The organism is Enterococcus sp. AZ015 (genome assembly GCF_050499225.1).
Taxonomy (GTDB): Bacteria; Bacillota; Bacilli; order Lactobacillales; family Enterococcaceae; genus Enterococcus_D; species Enterococcus_D entomosocium.
Map to the genome: position 1 here is coordinate 1,192,943 of NZ_JBMHEX010000001.1, position 18,576 is coordinate 1,211,518.

Sequence of the window (18,576 nt, forward strand, 5' to 3'; positions counted from 1 at the left end):
ATGACAAGAAAAATAGGAATAGTTGGTTATGATTTATTTGGTACAGGAGGAACAACTCGAAGTAATACAAATCTAATCAATGAATTTTTAGCAGATAATAAAGAAATTATCTATTTCAATTTATTACCTTTTTCTAGCCTGAAAGTGAAAAAAATAAAAAAATTATTTATTAATCCAGACAAAATTCAATTTTATCAGTTAAAAGATTTCTCAGAGAGTCAGGAAGCAGATACGTATATCATCACTCGAGAAAGCCTTTTTGTCTTTGCAAAAATAATTAAGGAAAAATTCCCCCAAGTAAAAGTGATTGGAGAAGTCCACACACCTCTGAGTTTAATTGATCCAGAAACCGATTTTGCACCTGATGCTATTGATACATATCGAGTAGCAACAGAAAAGATCAAACAAACACTAAAGGATAAATTTAAAGATAATAATATTGTTGTTTTTCCAGTAAGTATTCGTCATTTGGCAAACAAGGTACAAAATAAAGATATCTCTTTGAAAAATATAAATTCGGAAGTCAATTTTTTAGTATATTCAAGATTTGATGAATCACAGAAAGATATAGCTTATAGTATTAAGTTAATGGATTATCTAGTTCACAGAGCAGGCAAAAATCATTATAAATTATATATTAATGGAACTGGAACCGGTGAAATTTTATATAAAAACCTAATTGAATTGTATCAATTAAGTGAGAATGTTTTCTTGAATCATAAAGTGCCTGAATATGGAATCTATTTGTCAACAGCTCGTTATGAAACTCTTGGTTATTCTATTATTGAAGCATTTATAGATGGCCTTCCAATCGTTTTATACAAAGGAGACGACAATTCACTAAAGGATATTTATCGTGACTTCAAAAGTTTTTGTTGGTTAGAGAAGAACATTATAAAAGATGCACAAGAGATTATTCATTATGTAAACGATAATTACTCTGAAAAGCTACATTTGTTCAAACACGACATCCCTTTGGTTGAAGACTTGAGCCCCTTGGAAGATTATGGCAAGAAATATGAAGAAACAATTCTATCCGCGCCGCTAGTAAATAAGCAACGTTTCGAAGGCAAAACAGATAATCTATATCAAATGATTTATGATCAGAATAATCTAAGTAAAGATACATTTGCTCTTAAGATTTATCTTAGATTAAAAGAGATGAGGGTTATCGGACCTGTTGTTTCTTCTGTGAAAACTAAAGAAATGTTAAAGAGATTGATGAGAAAAACAGAGGCAACTCCTACAAGTGATATACTGTTAAAGGGAAATCTGAGGGATGATTTTGTTTTTGTAGAATCTTTTCATGGCAAATCTTTCACAGGTGATCCGAAATATCTTGCCATAGCGTTAAAGAAAAATTTTCCTGAATACACGTTTTACGTTAGCTCAGTGAATGAATTAGTTGACATGGAAATATATTCTTACGGAATGATACCGGTGCGTCTAGGCGGAAAACAATATGTCACAAAGTTTAGAAAATCAAAGTTAGTGATATTGAACGGGAATTCGTTGGATAAAGCAGGCAAAGTAGAGGGCCAGATTTTTTTAGAAACTTGGCATGGTGTTCCTCTAAAAAAAATGGTTGCAGATTTAGTTGATTTTCGTCAAAGAGAAACTGAAGTATCCGCATTTATCCCAAGAATGAAAAAATGGAATTACTTGATTACTTCTTCTCCACGGAATTTAAAATTATTTGAAAGTGCTTTTCAATTAGAAAAAAACACGCAATTAAAAATTTTAAAAAGTGGCGCACCAAGAAATGCTTTTTTGATAAAAAATAAAGATAATACGGCATTAAAAAATAAGCTGTTAGGGAAGTATTTTAATTATAATTTCGAGTTAGGGAAAAAATATATTTTGTATTGTCCAACTTGGAGAAAACAAAAAAGAGATGCTATCAGTCAACTTGATTTTATAAAAGTTTTAAATCAGTTGCCAAATGAATATGAACTAATTGTAAAATTGCATCCTTTAGAATCAGAGTTAATCAATTATTACAATAATTTAGATCCACGTATTCATTGTTTCTTTAATGAAATATCTGATATACAGGAATTATACTTAATAGCTGATATATTGATTACAGATTATTCATCTGCTATGTTTGATTTTGCTCACTTAGATAAAAAAATCATTATTTTACAAGAAGATGCTGTAGATTATGAGAATAGTATAGGTTGGTATTTTGATCTAGAAAAATTAACGGGCTTAATAGGACATTCATATACAGAAGAGGAACTTGCCTGTGAAATAAAGAATAATAACGAAAAATTATATAACCAGAAAATACTTCAGAATCTACTTTCGTGGGATGCGATTGATACCGAAAAAAATATAATAAAACAATTGATGATAAGGTGGAATAGTTAATGAAAGAGAAAATAGCAATATTATTACCATGTTACAATGAAGAAAAAACCATTGAGAAAGTTATTAAAGACTTTAAAAATGTTTTACCAGAGGCTGACATTTATGTTTATGATAATAATTCAAGCGATAATACTTTTGAAATAGCTAAAGCCGCAGGAGCAATTGTTCGAAAAGAATTTAAGCAAGGAAAAGGGAATGTAGTCCGATCCATGTTCCGAGACATTGATGCAGATTATTACATCATGGCAGATGGGGACGATACTTATCCAGCTGAAGAAGTTTTTAAACTATTATCGCCACTTCAAGAAAAGCGCGCAGATATGACGATTGGTGACCGATTATCAAATGGGACTTATGCAGAAGAAAATAAACGTGCTTTTCATGGGTTAGGCAATAGCTTGGTCAGAAGTTTAATTAATGGATTGTATAAAGCAAACTATCAAGATATTATGACAGGGTATCGAGGATTCAACAAGTTATTTGTTAAAAGCTTTCCTGTTTTAAGCCCAGGTTTTGAGATTGAAACAGAGTTAAGCATTCATTCTTTGGATAAACGTTTTAATTTAGTAGAAGTTCCTATTGAATATCGTGATCGACCAGAAGGTAGTGAATCCAAACTAAATACTTTCACTGATGGATTTAAGGTTTTGAAAACAATATTCAATCTATTTAAAGACTATAAACCATTAATTTTCTTTTCTTGGTGGGCGTTAATCTTTTTAATTTTTGGCTTAATTGCGGGAATTCCAGTTTTAAGTGAATTTTATAGAACAGGGTTAATCGATAAATTACCATCTGCAGTGCTAGCTGTCGGACTTGTTTTAATGGCTATGTTAGCATTTGTTTGTGGACTAATCTTAGATACAGTGGCTAGAAAGTCAAGGGCTCAATACGAAATGGATGTCTATCGTCTGTTATTTGAGTTAAAGAGGGAAGGGAAATAATTGCTAAACAGGACCTATATTAAGTATTTCTTCTGGATGACAGCATCGGTATTATTCAGCATGATGCTTTTCCAAGATATAAAAGTAATAATTGGAATGTCTGTAATTAATTTTATTCTATTGTTTTTTTTAAGTGATAGTGTAAAAAAAAGACCCTATAGTAGGTTGACCAATTTTTTTATATCTTTTATATTTGCAACGATCATGGGAATTAGTTTAATACCTTCAGAAATATTGACAACATTTAATCTAATATTTAGTATGCAAGGAATCTATTTATTGGGTACATTTGCTTATTTTCTTTGCTTTTTTTCCGCTTTACAAGATTACTTATTAATTTCTTCCCAAGAAAATTCTAAAAGAAAAGTCACATCCTTTTGGGTATATACTTTAGCTTTTTTTCTTATGTCAAGTATTTATTTATATGCATATTATCCAGGAATATTTTTCCCGGATTCTATCAATCAATGGGATCAAATCCAGACAAGTAATGTACCATGGAATGATTGGCATCCAGTGGGGCACACATTTGTTATTATGGCTACTTCGTTAGGAAAATATCCAATAGGATTTATAGTATTCCAAATTGTTATTTATAGTTTGATTATGGCATATTTTTGTGATTTTATTAGAGAGTTTGTGGGAAGTAAATTTGCGACGATATCTTGTATCTTTTTTATAGCTATACCGATCTTTCCGTTAGCTAGTATATATATAGTTAAAGACTCTCTATTTACTTATACACTTTTATTAGTTACCTTATACTTGGTAAGAATCATTATAAGCCAAGGAAAATGGCTAAATAAAATCTCAAATCTAGCTCTACTGTATTTTACTTTATTAGGATTTGTTTTTTTTAGACATAATGGATGGCCGGCATTGCTTGTATCTACATTAGTATTTGCAGTATTTTTATTTAGAAAAAAATTTATTAAATTATTCCTCGTAATCGGATTAGTTATTTTTAGCTATCAAGTTATTACGGGTCCTATTTATAATCACTTCAACGTTATTAGAAGTGATTCAACTGAATCTTTAGGAATTTTTGTTCAAATTTCCGCTGCTATTATCAAGTATGACGGGACTATATCTAAAGAGGAAATGACATATTTGGAAACATTGATGCCAAAAGAGGATTGGAAGAACCTATACCAACCGAATAATGTTGATAATATAAAATTTAAAGAACGATTTAAAAAGCAAGTAATAAAGGATGATCCTAAAAAATTTTTAGAAACAGTTCTTGGTCTCATAATTAGAAATCCTGGCTTAACATTAGAAGCATATATGAAGCAAACCGAAATTTTATGGCACGCAAACTTTTCTTTAGAACTGGATAATTTACGACCAATCTTTAGAAACCAGTTAAGCGGTCAACAAGGTCCTTTTTTCTTTATGACTAGAGAACAGAGAGAGGAAATTGATCCGGATTACGAAGGGTTAAATTTAGATGAAATAACTAAAGGGAATAACCGTGTAAGAAACCAATTGCTCGAGTTACAAAATTGGATTCTAAAAAGTAGACTTTATGTTTTATTAATGCCAGCTCTTTACTTTATTTTGTTTCTTTTTTCAATGGTTATGCTTATTGTCAAAAATAAAACAAAACTAATAATTGCTTTTATGCCGTATGTATTAGTAATGGGTACAATTTTTGTTGCAATTCCTGCGCAAGATATTAGATATGCATTGCCTAATATATTTATCGGGATTTTGGGGCTGGCTACTGTAAAGGGACGATTCTCAGAAAGGGTGTCCGAAAATGCAGAAAACTAGCCAACGTGTAGGAAGTTTTGATGTGTTGAAAATATTGGCAATTCTGGCTATCATAGTCCACCACTACGCGTTGTGGTCAGGATGGGATTTTTCCTCGGGTTTTCAGTTTAACAAATTAGCAGCTCAGACCTTATTAATCGGAGGAAAACTTGGAGTAAATATTTTTGTAATGATTACTGGATATTTTCTAATTTCTTCCATTCCTAAAATTAGAAGCTTATTTCAAGTTTGGGTAGAAACAACTTTAATTTCGCTAATTATCTATTTCTTTTTAGTTTTTAATCCAGATATTGGTTTTCATTTTGAATGGGAAGAGTTTATTTTCAGACTATTCCCAGTTGTTTTTGGGAAGTATTGGTTTGTTACCTCTTATACATTAATGTATTTTTGTATTCCCGCTATAAACAAATTAATGGTAAGTACGGATATAAAAAAAATAAAACAAGTTTTGATATTTTCTTTTATTATTTTTAGTCCATATACGTTTATTTATTATAATAAAGGATTAAATTTCTCTCATCCAGTCTGGTTTCTTTTTTTATATGCCATCGGTGCTTATATAAAATTGAACGAGAAAAATATTAAGAAAATTAAAATGATTCCTTTATTTACAATGAATATTTTGATGTTGGTTATAGGGATTGGAATTAATATTAGTTTGCAGATTATTTTTGCAAACAAGGATAGTTTTTTTGGAAATGTTTTTACTGCTTTGGGATGGAATGAGACAATTTTTTATACACGTGATTCTAGCCCGTATTTATTGATATTTGCAGTGCTTATCTTTGTATTTTTCCTAAAATTACAAATTAGACCACGAAAGATATATTCATTTGTCGCAAGAGCTTCTTTTGGAGTTTATTTGATCCAGAGTAGCCAATGGTTTAGCACTGAGTATTTGTGGCCTATACTTGTGAACGGCAGTCAATTTGATTCGGGTAAAAATATTGTGTTGTATGGATTTTTCATTTCTATACTTATATTCCTTACGGGAATTGTCATCTATATCGTTTTATTACCTGTAATAAATGTGGTGATGCATTTATTTTCTACAACACTTCATCATCTTCAAGAAAAAGTATTTGGTACAAAGGAGAAAAAAAATGGATTTTAAAGGCATACTTAAAAACTTCAGTAGGAATATGCTAAATGAAGAATTCTCGAGAAGAACTCAGTTCACTAAAAATTACAATAGAAACAAGGTGAAAAGCAATATTGTTTTTTATGAGTCTTTTCATGGAAAAGCAATGAATGATAATCCATTTGCAATATTTAAATATTTAGTAAATAGTAATGAGTATGATCATTTAATTCATGTGTGGTCTTTGAACGATGTTACAGATAATGAATACGTAAAATATTACAGTAAGTTTAAAAATGTCAAATTTGTAACACCTTATACGAAGGATTACTATTACTATTTAACGGTAGCAAAATATATCTACAGTAATGTTACTTTGCCTCCTTATTACATCAAAAACGAAGGCCAAGTATATGTAAATACTTGGCATGGAACTCCCTTAAAAACATTAGGAAATGAAATGGCTGGTAATGTTGCTCAGAACTACAATGTTCAAAGAAATTTTTTGCAAAGTGATTTTTTACTATCCCCAAATACGTTTACTACAGAAAAAATGGTTTACTCCTATGATATCGATGGCATTTACAAAGGAAAAGTGTTAGAAAATGGGTATCCCAGAATAGATAGCATTTTCAGCAACAGTGAAGTTGTAAAAAATTTTCTAGAAAAAAATAACATTGATCTAAATAAAGAGTTAGTTTTATATGCGCCGACTTGGAGAGGAATTACTGGTCGAGTACAAGATACAACTACGGATATGGTTGAACGATTGAACGCGATCTCTCAGGGGATTTCTGGAAGTAATAAACAGTTTATTGTTAAAGTACATCCTTTAGTTTATCAATTTATAAAAGAGATTCCCTTAGATGATATCTTTCTAGTACCAGATTGGATCGATGCCAATGAATTACTTCACTTTGTAGATATTTTGATTACTGATTACAGTAGTATTTTCTTTGATTACTTGGTTACAGATAAACCAATTTTGTTTTATATGTATGATAAAGAAGAATATGAGCACTCAAGAGGTCTATATTTCGATTTAAATGAAATGCCTGGAGAAATTTGTACTACAACGAAAAAATTAGTGGATTCTATTTTGTCGGCAGATAATGAAAAATTTCATGCTAATCCGAATGTAACTATTTTTAAGGAAAAATATATTTCTCACGAGGACGGTCACGTAACAGAGAAGTATATAAACTTTATAATGAACGGGAATAAGGCTGTTAATGTTCGCTCTTTTGATAATCACAAACCGAATGTTGTTGTATATGGCGGAGGGCTATTAAATAATGGGATTACCTCTTCTTTAATTAATCTAAGCAAAAATTTTGATTATGATAAGTACAATCTTATCATTGTTGATAAAAACAAGGTTAACCAAGAATTTGAGGCAAATATTGGTAGATTATCGGAGAAAGCACATGTTGTCTATAGAAATAATGGGTTAAGCCTTACTTATTCAGAGTGGATTAAGTATAATAGATTATTTAACCGTTCTTCTGTAGAAGATATCAAAACACATCAGGTATTTGTAGCTAGAGAATGGAAACGGCTTTTGGGGAACACTCAAGTTGATAGAGCTATTGATTTTGGCGGATACGCTCCGTTCTGGTCATATATGATGGCATTTTCTAAAGCGAAAAGAAAAATTATTTATCAGCATAATGACATGCAAGCAGAGTTTGATAAAGTTGTAGAAGGTCGATACGTTCATAAGAAAAATTTAACCACTATTTTCGAATTCTATAAATACTTTGATTATATTGCATCCGTTGGTAAACTTACAATGGAACAGAACAAAAAAAATCTTTCGAAATTTGTTTCAAATGACAAATTTGTTTATGTTCCAAATTTATTGGATAAGGAATACCTTTTCGATCATCGAAATAATCCCCAACTATCAATCAAAGAGATTCTAGGGGAAGAAAAGTTAATTATTGAAGAAGCTAGTGAGTTTGGAAGAAATATGTTAGTGGGAGTGACTGCTCCTACTAAGAATGCCAAAAACTTTGTGACAATTGGTCGGTTATCACCTGAAAAAGATCAAGAAAAACTATTGTTTGCTTTTAAAGAAATTATGATGCAATCAAATGATCAGCACCAGCTTTATATTATTGGTTCTGGAAAAGAAGAGAAAAAACTTAAGACCACAGCATATGTATTAGGCTTAGAAAAAAATGTTATTTTTGTAGGGCAAACTGTACATGCAATGGAGATACTAGATAAGTGTGATTTATTCGTCTTTCCTTCAAATCACGAAGGACAACCAATGACTTTGCTAGAATGTCTAGCACTTCAAATTCCAGTTGTTGCAACGGATATTCCAGGAAATATTTCTGTTTTGGAAGATCAAAATGGAATGATAGTGGACAATAGTGTTGAGGGGCTGGTGGGCGGTATGAATCGCTATTTGGCTGGAGAAAAAATTCCTTCATCATTAAATGTGGATCAATACAATCAAGACGCATTAAATCGCTTCTATGCATTGATTGAATAGAATAATACTCATAAATCACTGATTGGTATAACTAACTATGTAACAGCATATACTAAGTAGTATGGTATGTATAACTACTGAATTTAACCTGAGACAGAATAGAGTTTTTCTGTCTTAGGTTTTTTTTATGTAGAGTTGTTTGAAAGAGTGTTCATTAAATTACCAATTTGAAAGGAATTTAGAAATAAAATCCCAGACAGTCATAGATTGCAGATGAATTTATATAAAATAAATTCATCTGCAATCTATAGCCTTGATTTGTTTTATGGTACAATTTAAAAAGTAAGCATCTAATAGGATTATCAAATTTAGTTTTAATTATTCAAGGAGGTATTATGAAAAAAGTACTTATAAAATTACTAAAAGTATGTATGTTCGTAGCTATACTAATGCTCCCTACTAATGCTCATGCGGATGATATATTTGACTCAAATATTCTTAATGATGAAATCACTGCATTATTAAGGAGTCAGAGAAACTCGCAGATTATTAGTAAAAACTACCCATTTCTTAAAATTCAAAAAGACTATTCTGGTAATTTTGATAAGATGAACTATCAAGATGGATATGCTTTGCCTACTGGTGTTGTCATACATGAAACTGCAAATTCAAACTCTACAATCCAAAATGAGATTGCATATATGAAAAGAAATTGGCAAAATGCTTTTGTGCATGCTTTTGTTGATCATAATAATATTATTGAAATCCATCCTACAGACTATTACAGTTGGGGGGCCGGTCGACAAGCTAATCCCAAATTTATTCAAATAGAATTGGTGCGAGTTTCTAGTTCAAATTTTGATCGATCTGTATATAACGACGCTTTTTATACAGCATATATGTTAAAAAAATATAATTTGTTTCCAGATAATGCTCATAGTGATGGGAAAGGAACTGTTTGGAGTCACGATGCAGTTACTAGGTTTTTAGGAGGAACGGATCATACTGATCCTGTGGGATACTTTAGTGCAAATAATTATTCAATGTATGATTTCTATGAATTAGTTGTTTATATATATAACAAGATTGGTGGGTCTGTTGCTACGATGATAGAAAATATAAATAACGATGCTTTAGTGACTGGTACCGGGTACATTTTTTCTGAACCTCAAGGTAATATTGATTCTAAAATAACTGGGAATATTAGCAGTTATGCTAATAAAAAATTAAATGCAATTCGAGAAGTTACTATGCCAGGCAACAGTAAATATTATTTAGTTAAAGAGGGATCTAATTATTTAGGCTGGGTAGCTGAAAAGAATATAAAATTATATGGCAAAGTATTATCGAGTAAAACATTAGATAACGATGCTACAATAAAAGATCTTAAATATTCGGGCATCTATAATGTTCCTTGGAATACGCCTGGTTATACAAAAATTGGCGATCTATCAAATTATAATGGTCAAAAATTAACAGTGATTGAAGAAGCATCGACTGCGACAGATAAGTACTATAAATTTAAAGACTCAAATGGGACGATTGTTGGCTGGGTTGATTATAGAACCCTTACTTTATATGACAAAATTCTTTCTAGTAAGACTTTGGACCAATATAGCAAAGTACAAGTAACCAAGTATGATGGTATTTATGCAGGCCCATGGAATACGTATGGAGCAACACGAATCGGTAATACGAGCGCCTACGTGAATAAAGATGTGAAGCTAATTAACTATGCGAAGACGGCAAGTGGTGAATATTATCAATTCCAAACAGTAGATGGTAGTATGACTGCATGGGCTGATATTCGAAACTTCAAGATGTACGATACGATCATCGAACAAAAAGCAATGAATCAATATAGTAAAGTACAAGCAACCAAGTATGATGGTATTTATGCAGGCCCATGGAATACGTATGGAGCAACACGAATCGGTAATACGAGCGCCTACGTGAATAAAGATGTGAAGCTAATTAACTATGCGAAGACGGCAAGTGGTGAATATTATCAATTCCAAACAGTAGATGGTAGTATGACTGCATGGGCTGATATTCGAAACTTCAAGATGTACGATACGATCATCGAACAAAAAGCAATGAATCAATATAGTAAAGTACAAGCAACCAAGTATGATGGTATTTATGCAGGCCCATGGAATACGTATGGAGCAACACGAATCGGTAATACGAGCGCCTACGTGAATAAAGATGTGAAGCTAATTAACTATGCGAAGACGGCAAGTGGTGAATATTATCAATTCCAAACAGTAGATGGTAGTATGACTGCATGGGCTGATATTCGAAACTTCAAGATGTACGATACGATCATCGAACAAAAAGCAATGAATCAATATAGTAAAGTACAAGCAACCAAGTATGATGGTATTTATGCAGACCCATGGAATACGTATGGAGCAACACGAATCGGTAATACGAGCGCCTACGTGAATAAAGATGTGAAGCTAATTAACTATGTGAAGACGGCAAGTGGTGAATATTATCAATTCCAAACAGTAGATGGTAGTATGACTGCATGGGCTGATATTCGAAACTTCAAGATGTACGATACGATCATCGAACAAAAAGCAATGAATCAATATAGTAAAGTACAAGCAACCAAGTATGATGGTATTTATGCAGGCCCATGGAATACGTATGGAGCAACACGAATCGGTAATACGAGCGCCTACGTGAACAAAGATGTGAAGCTAATTAACTATGTGAAGACGGCAAGTGGTGAATATTATCAATTCCAAACAGTGGATGGTAGTATGACTGCATGGGCTGATATTCGAAACTTCATTGGATTAAAAGCTGTTCCATCTGTAAGTGAACAGCCACAGACTGAGGAAACAACTACTACATCTAAAGACAGTGTAGCAGAAACAAAAGATTCATCAGAAGCAATATCAGAAACTAGTCCAAGTATCTCTGAAGAATCTAGTATGATGGATTCGAGTAGTATAGTCTTTTCTTCGGAGGATAAAGAATAAGTTTTACTAGCTTTAGAACGAACAATCGTAATTGTTGCTTTCTTGAATAAAAATAGAACATAAGATGGAGACAACGCTTTTGGTTCATATAACATTTAAAAAATGTGTTTAATTACAAAGTTTCATGGTGATTTGAGTGAAATAATAAATTTGAAAAGGTATTAATGATGAAACGCAAATAGGAATAAGTTGTTTATCGAAAAGAGATTCAGTGATATCGTAAAGTTTATTAAATCCAATGGTAAAATTGATTCCACTCCTCCTAACTTTCGTGTATAATGGTACAAGCCAGTATTACGAAAGTTAGGAGGAGTTGTTTTGAGTAAACAACATCCAGAGGATAGATCCTTTAAAGACGAAGTATTAGGAGCTTTAAAGCAACCTCAATCAGATCAAACCCATGAAGACCAAGGTTTGAACGAGCGTCCTATTCAACAACCTCAAGAAGAGGTGGGTTCGCGAACTGCAAGTGGAAAGACCAAAAATAAACAAGCAAAGCAAGCTGCTACAAGTCGTAGGGCAGCAGCGGAAGAAGTGCCCATAGCTGAAGGTGGGGAAACGCAATTGCGCAAGCAGCAACGCAAAAAAGAAGATCGGATTGTCAATCGGATCGTTTTGATCGTAGTCCTTGCTCTGCTCGTCATCGGTGGTGTTTTAGGATTTTCAATGTATCGTTATGTAACATCAGGATTGCAGCCGTTGAATCCAGAAGATACAGAAACGGTGGCAGTTGAGATTCCTAGTGGATCGTCCAACAAAGCAATTGGAGAAATATTGGAAGAAGACAATATCATTAAAAGTGGTATGATTTTCAACTATTACACGAAATTCAATAATTTAACTGGGTTTCAAGCGGGGAATTATCAGTTTGCGCCAAGTATGACATTGGATCAAATATCGAAGATGTTACAAAATGGGGAAGGATCGGTCACCTCTGATGCAAAAGTGACGATTCCAGAAGGATTTGATGTGGATCAAATCGGTGATGCTCTAGCGGAAGCAACAAATATCTCGAAAGACGATTTCTTAGCTTTGATGGAAAGCGATGAGTTCTTTGAAAAAATGAAAGAAACCTATCCTGATCTTTTAGGAAGTGCCGGCGATGCGCAAGGTGTGCGTTATCGACTAGAAGGATATTTGTTCCCAGCGACGTATGACTACTATACAGGGAATACCTTAGAAGAAGTCGTTACCCAAATGGTGGATAAATCAAATGCGGTCATGTCAAAATATTTCGATCAAATTGCTCAAAAAGAAATGACCGTTCAAGAAGTCCTTACTTTAGCATCACTTGTTGAAAAAGAGGGTAGTAAGCTAGAAGATCGTAAAAATATCGCACAGGTATTCTTCAATCGTTTAGCGATTGATATGCCGCTGCAATCGGATATTTCGATTCTATACGCGTTAGGTGAGCACAAAGAGCTAGTCACTTATGAGGACACTCAAGTTGACTCTCCTTATAATCTCTATGTGCATACTGGCTACGGACCTGGACCATTCAACAATCCAAGCGAAGCAGCGATCCAAGCGGTCTTAGATCCGACACCGAACAACTACTATTATTTCGTTGCTGACATTCATACCCAAGAAGTTTACTTTGCGGAAACCTATGAACAGCATATGCAATTAGTGGAACAATATGTAAACAATACCTCAAATTAAATTTTCATAGGTTTATAGTTTACATTTAAAAAAAAGCATGGTAATCTTTTGTGGACTCATCGCAAAAGATTACCTTTTGCGATTTATTAGAAGTTACTAAAAGGAGAAAAGAACTATGGTAGAAAAAGTTTACCCAATGACACTTGAAGGAAAAGAAAAGCTAGAACAAGAATTAGAAGAATTGAAAACGGTAAAACGCGGCGAAATCATTGAACGTATCAAGGTAGCCCGCAGTTTTGGCGATTTATCCGAAAACTCCGAGTATGAGTCTGCTAAAGATGAACAAGCGTTTGTCGAAGGCCGAATTACTACTTTAGAAAATATGATTCGTTTTGCAGAGATCATTGATAATGAGGGTGTAGACTCTGATGAAGTTTCCATCGGAAAAACAGTGATTTTTGTTGAGTTGCCTGATGGTGACGAAGAAGAGTACATGATCGTCGGTAGTGCTGAAGCAGATCCGTTTTCTGGTAAAATTTCCAATGATTCACCAATCGCTCGTGCCTTGATTGGGAAAAAAGTCAACGATGAAGTGACGATCTCAACGCCAGGCGGAGATATGCAAGTAAGAATCACAGAAGTAAAGAAAAGCTAATTGCTTGATCACTCGATCAATCTAGTTGACCCTGTTGTTCATTTTCCTTTAGGGAATTTGATCAAACAGGGTCTTTTTTCGGACCAGCGACGGATGGACAAACCATTTTTTTCAGGTATGATAGAGTAGAATTACTAGGAGGAGGAGCTTGAATGAAAAGTCCTTGGCGTTTTTTCTTTATTGTTGAAGCGCTCTTACTGCTTTTTGCGGTATGGCAAATTTTATCTAATCCGCCATTATTATTTTTATTAATACTTGGTGTGACGTGCTTGGTCCTTGTGAACCGAAGTGAGCGCAAGAGCAATTTTAAAAATTTCTTGATGGTCTCAAGTTCCATTGCTATTTTGATCAGTTTGTTAAATAGTCCAGCACTGTGGCTGATGCTGATTTTTGCGATTTTATTTATTGGTTTAAAAGGAGTCGAGATTACCGGAATCGACTTAACTAAAAATTCATTCTGGCGCAAAAAACAAATGATTATCGTTGAAACTGAAGAACCCAAAGTGGATCATCCGCTGAAACAAAAGCAGCAATGGTTAGGCAATGAACGGATCGGCAGTCAAGTCTATGAATGGGACGATATCAATTTAGATATCTTGACGGGAGACACTTTCATCGATCTAGGCAACACTTTATTGCCTAAGAAAGAAAACGTCGTGATCGTACGAAAAGGCTTTGGTAGAACTCGTATTTTAGTGCCTGCTGGCATAGCGATCAAATTAGAGCACAGTACTTTTATTGGCTCCGTTATCTTTGAAGGCGAAGAAACGAGCTTGAAAAATGAAAAAGTAACGATTTACAGCCCGGATTATGGCGAAAATAGTCGGCGTTTGAAAATCTTAACGAATACCCTTGTTGGTGATGTTGAGGTGATTCGGGTATGATTGGAAAATTTTCAAGAGGCATGATCGCTTTTTACGCAGGATTAGCAAGTTTTTTCACCATGATATTGATGCTGTTTTCCTATTTGTATGCCAGTGGGAAAAATAATTGGCTGATAGAAGTCTTTCAAATCAAACTCTTTTTTATCCCAATCGTCTTTCACTTACTTGTAATATCTGCATTGATTGCTTTAGCTGTCTTTTTACTGATTTCTTTTTTTCGCAACCGTCAATACGGTCCAGTGGAAGAAAAGCTAAGACTGTTAGCCAGCGGCTATATCGATAGCCCTTTATTGGAAACAAAGATCCCACATGCGTCTGAAAACCATTTGATTGCGAATGTGGATCGTGATATTGCCAGTATCCAATCGAAGATGAAACAGATGTCGATGGAATTACAGCAATTGAATGCGAAACCGCAGTTTGTTGATGGTCAGACGAAAGAAGAGATTTTAGAAGCAGAAAGGCAGCGTCTGGCTCGTGAACTGCACGACTCTGTTTCTCAACAGCTGTTTGCCGCCATGATGATGATGTCTGCACTGAATGAGCAAGCGATTCGAACAGATGCTCCAGAAAGCCAAAAGAAACAGTTAGCGATGGTCACAGACATTATCAATGCTTCGCAATCTGAAATGCGGGCGCTCTTGCTTCATCTACGACCTGTAACTTTGGAAGGGAAGAGTCTAAAGCAAGGAATCGAGCAATTGTTAAAGGAATTAGAGACCAAAATCAAAATTCTATTGACTTGGGATATTGAAGACTTTACGATGCCTAGTTCGATTGAAGATCAACTCTTTCGTGTGATCCAAGAACTCTTGTCTAATACACTGCGTCACGCGAAAGCTGATGAGTTAGAAGTTTACTTGCATCGCATCGATAATAACGTGTTATTACGGGTGATCGATGACGGAGTTGGCTTTGATCCCCAAGATCAAAAGGCCGGCAGCTATGGCTTGATGAATATCCGAGAACGGGTAAGTGCTGTTGGCGGAACGTTGAAAATCATTAGTTTTAAAAATCAAGGAACCAGTATTGAAATCAAAGTTCCACTGTTGAAGGAGGCATAACGTATGATTAAAGTGTTGTTAGTTGATGACCATGAAATGGTTCGTCTGGGGGTCTCTTCTTATCTATCAATTCAAGACGATATAGAAGTAATTGGGGAAGCGGAAAATGGTCGAGTCGGGTATGAAAAGGCATTGGAATTACGTCCAGATGTGATTTTGATGGATTTGGTGATGGATGAAATGGATGGGATCGAATCTACAAAATTGATTTTAAATGATTGGCCAGAAGCAAAAATCATCATTGTCACTAGTTTTATTGATGACGAGAAAGTCTATCCTGCAATTGAAGCGGGTGCGGCCGGTTACCTGTTAAAGACGTCTACTGCTCATGAGATTGCGGAAGCCATTCGTGCAACCCAGCGAGGAGAGCGGGTCTTAGAACCCGAAGTCACCACGAAAATGATGGATCGTTTGACGAATCGGACACCAATCCTACATGAAGATTTGACCAATCGGGAACAAGAAGTGTTACTGTTGATCGCTGAAGGAAAGAGCAACCAAGAGATTGCGGATTCACTCTTCATTACGCTGAAAACAGTGAAGACACATGTGTCAAATATCTTATCAAAATTAGAAGTAGAAGATCGTACACAAGCTACGATATATGCTTTTAAACATGGCTTGATAAAATAAAATCTTAATAATCATACCTCCTCATGGCAAGCAGGGGAGGTTTTTGTTATACTAAATAATGATCTGGCAAACAAAGGAGCGTTTGTGGTGAAGCAAAATTATGCAATTATTGGATTAGGTCGTTTCGGTGGAAGTATTTGTCGTACGTTGATTGAATCAGGTCAAGAAGTGTTGGCAATCGATAGCAACGAAGATCGTGTCAATGAGTACATGAATATCGCCACCCATGCGGTGGTCGGCAACGCACAAGATGAGATGACGTTACGCTCATTGGGTATCCGTAACTTTGACCATGTCATTGTTGCGATTGGTGAGGATATTCAAGCTAGTATTTTGGTGACCTTGATGGTCAAAGAAATGGGTGTTCCTAATATCTTAGCGAAAGCCCAAAACGAATACCATGCCCGTGTACTGGAAAAACTCGGCGCAGACCGTGTCGTTCATCCCGAACGTGACATGGGGATTCGCATCGCCCATAATCTTGTTTCCAAAAATATTTTAGATTATATTGAACTATCTGACGAATTTTCTCTAGCAGAGATTCGCGTATCCAATCCACGCTTTTTCAATAAATCCCTGATTGAGCTGAATTTTCGACAAAAGTATGGTCTGACAGTCGTTGCGATTCGTCGGGGACCAGGACAAGTGATCGTTTCGCCTGATGCAGAGGCGATCGTGCGTGAAAATGACAATTTACTCGTGATCGGCAATACAGATGATGTAGATATACTTGATGAACATATGAATGATTAGGAGTGAAGAAAATGAACTTAACAATAAGTCCTGAAGCAATGCAATGGTTCAAAAAAGAATTGGTGGTAGACCAAGGAAGCGGAATTCGTTTTTTTGGAAAAATTTATGGAAAGACACAAGTGCATGACGGATTTTCCGTGGGGATGTCAGTAGACAAACCAGAACGTCCGATCGTTGAACAAACCATTGACGGATTGCTTTTTTTTATTGATGAAGCGGATGAGTGGTTTTTCAAAGGCTATAATCTGACAGTTGATTATGATCAAACGTTGGATGAACCGAAGTACGATTTTAGTGAAGATAAAAAATAATGTGGATTCGGTCATAGCTGACCGGCTTTCCACGATTGGCTCTAGGAGATGAAACCGATGTTATCAATTGTTGTACCTTGTTTTAATGAAGAGGCGAGCTTGCCGATATTCTTTGAGGAAACAGAAAAGGTGAAGAAACATTTAAACATGCCTTTTGAATATATTTTTGTTAATGACGGCTCTTCAGATCAAACACTACCTGTTTTAAAAGCGTTATATCGTGCCCATCCTGAAAGTGTTCGCTATTTATCTTTTTCGAGAAACTTTGGCAAAGAAGCTGCACTTTATGCAGGTTTACAAGCGGCGAAAGGTGATTTTGTCACTGTGATGGATGCAGATCTACAAGATCCGCCGACATTACTGCCAGAAATGTTTGCGATGCTGGAAGCAAAACCAGAGCTTGATTGTGTTGGGACCAGACGAGCAGATCGCAAAGGAGAACCGAAAATCCGTAGTTTTTTCTCAGATGCCTTCTATAATATTATCAACAAGATTGCCGATACCGAAATGGTAAATGGTGCCCGAGATTTTCGCTTGATGCGTCGTAATATGGTGGATGCCGTTTTACAACTGTCAGAGTACAATCGCTTTTCAAAAGGGATCTTCAGCTGGGTCGGCTTTGATACAGAATACATCGCTTATGAGAACCGGGAACGAGTCGCCGGTGAGACTTCGTGGTCATTTTGGAAACTATTCCAATATTCGATCGACGGGATTGTTAACTTTTCGGATACGCCGCTGAACATTGCTTCGTTTATTGGGGCGCTTTCCTGTTTTGGCTCTCTGATTGCTTTGGTATTTATAGTGATAAGAACCTTTATTTTTGGAGATCCGACATCAGGATGGCCTTCGATGGTCAGCATCTTCTTATTTGTTGGTGGACTACAATTGCTTTGTTTAGGAATCATCGGCAAGTATATCGGAAAAATTTTCTTAGAGACTAAAAATAGACCCTTGTATTTTTTGAAAGAAACCGAAAAAGATCAAGAAAAACAAAAATAAAAAAAGTGTACAAGTTGAAGGGTTTGCCTCCGACTGTACACTTTTTTTGCGGAAAGAATATG

14 protein-coding genes are annotated in these 18,576 nt (G+C 34.8%); all 14 read left to right on the top strand.

Annotated elements, in window-relative coordinates; all coding sequences use genetic code 11:
• Entirely contained in the window at positions 1-2,373 is a 2,373-nt protein-coding gene (locus IGK85_RS05640; protein ID WP_422705351.1) for a CDP-glycerol glycerophosphotransferase family protein, read from the top strand.
• Positions 2,373-3,317, top strand: a complete 945-nt coding sequence (locus IGK85_RS05645) for a glycosyltransferase family 2 protein (RefSeq protein ID WP_008381165.1) — start codon at positions 2,373-2,375, stop codon at positions 3,315-3,317. The genes IGK85_RS05640 and IGK85_RS05645 overlap by 1 nt, the downstream gene beginning before the upstream one ends.
• Positions 3,318-3,353: 36 nt before the next feature.
• Positions 3,354-5,093: a DUF6020 family protein gene (locus tag IGK85_RS05650; protein WP_155845500.1), complete on the top strand. Its 1,740-nt coding sequence runs from the start codon at positions 3,354-3,356 to the stop codon at positions 5,091-5,093.
• Entirely contained in the window at positions 5,080-6,207 is a 1,128-nt protein-coding gene (locus IGK85_RS05655; RefSeq protein WP_008381168.1) for an acyltransferase family protein, read from the top strand. The genes IGK85_RS05650 and IGK85_RS05655 overlap by 14 nt, the downstream gene beginning before the upstream one ends.
• Entirely contained in the window at positions 6,197-8,677 is a 2,481-nt protein-coding gene (locus tag IGK85_RS05660; protein WP_008381171.1) for a glycosyltransferase, read from the top strand. The genes IGK85_RS05655 and IGK85_RS05660 overlap by 11 nt, the downstream gene beginning before the upstream one ends.
• Before the next feature lie 335 nt (positions 8,678-9,012).
• Entirely contained in the window at positions 9,013-11,610 is a 2,598-nt protein-coding gene (locus tag IGK85_RS05665) for a GW domain-containing glycosaminoglycan-binding protein (RefSeq protein ID WP_429972189.1), read from the top strand.
• Positions 11,611-11,928: 318 nt separating this feature from the next.
• Positions 11,929-13,272: an endolytic transglycosylase MltG gene (gene mltG, locus IGK85_RS05670; RefSeq protein ID WP_008379596.1), complete on the top strand. Its 1,344-nt coding sequence runs from the start codon at positions 11,929-11,931 to the stop codon at positions 13,270-13,272.
• A gap of 115 nt (positions 13,273-13,387) precedes the next feature.
• Positions 13,388-13,867 (top strand): transcription elongation factor GreA, encoded by a 480-nt coding sequence (gene greA, locus IGK85_RS05675; RefSeq protein WP_005229556.1) that lies wholly within the window; start codon positions 13,388-13,390, stop codon positions 13,865-13,867.
• 152 nt (positions 13,868-14,019) lie between these two features.
• A complete protein-coding gene (liaF, locus tag IGK85_RS05680) occupies positions 14,020-14,751 on the top strand; it encodes a cell wall-active antibiotics response protein LiaF (RefSeq protein ID WP_008379602.1) in 732 nt (243 codons plus the stop codon).
• Positions 14,748-15,815 carry a sensor histidine kinase gene (locus IGK85_RS05685; protein ID WP_008379604.1) on the top strand — a complete coding sequence of 356 codons (1,068 nt, stop codon included), beginning with the start codon at positions 14,748-14,750 and terminating at the stop codon, positions 15,813-15,815. The genes liaF and IGK85_RS05685 overlap by 4 nt, the downstream gene beginning before the upstream one ends.
• 3 nt (positions 15,816-15,818) lie before the next feature.
• On the top strand, positions 15,819-16,448 hold the full coding sequence (locus IGK85_RS05690; RefSeq protein ID WP_005236913.1) for a response regulator transcription factor: 630 nt from the start codon (positions 15,819-15,821) through the stop codon (positions 16,446-16,448).
• An 87-nt stretch (positions 16,449-16,535) separates the two neighbouring features.
• Positions 16,536-17,201, top strand: a complete 666-nt coding sequence (locus IGK85_RS05695) for a potassium channel family protein (RefSeq protein WP_005229566.1) — start codon at positions 16,536-16,538, stop codon at positions 17,199-17,201.
• Between the two features lie 11 nt (positions 17,202-17,212).
• Positions 17,213-17,512: a HesB/YadR/YfhF family protein gene (locus tag IGK85_RS05700; RefSeq protein ID WP_008379609.1), complete on the top strand. Its 300-nt coding sequence runs from the start codon at positions 17,213-17,215 to the stop codon at positions 17,510-17,512.
• A gap of 57 nt (positions 17,513-17,569) precedes the next feature.
• Positions 17,570-18,514, top strand: a complete 945-nt coding sequence (locus tag IGK85_RS05705) for a glycosyltransferase family 2 protein (RefSeq protein WP_008379611.1) — start codon at positions 17,570-17,572, stop codon at positions 18,512-18,514.
• Positions 18,515-18,576 lie beyond the last annotated feature (62 nt).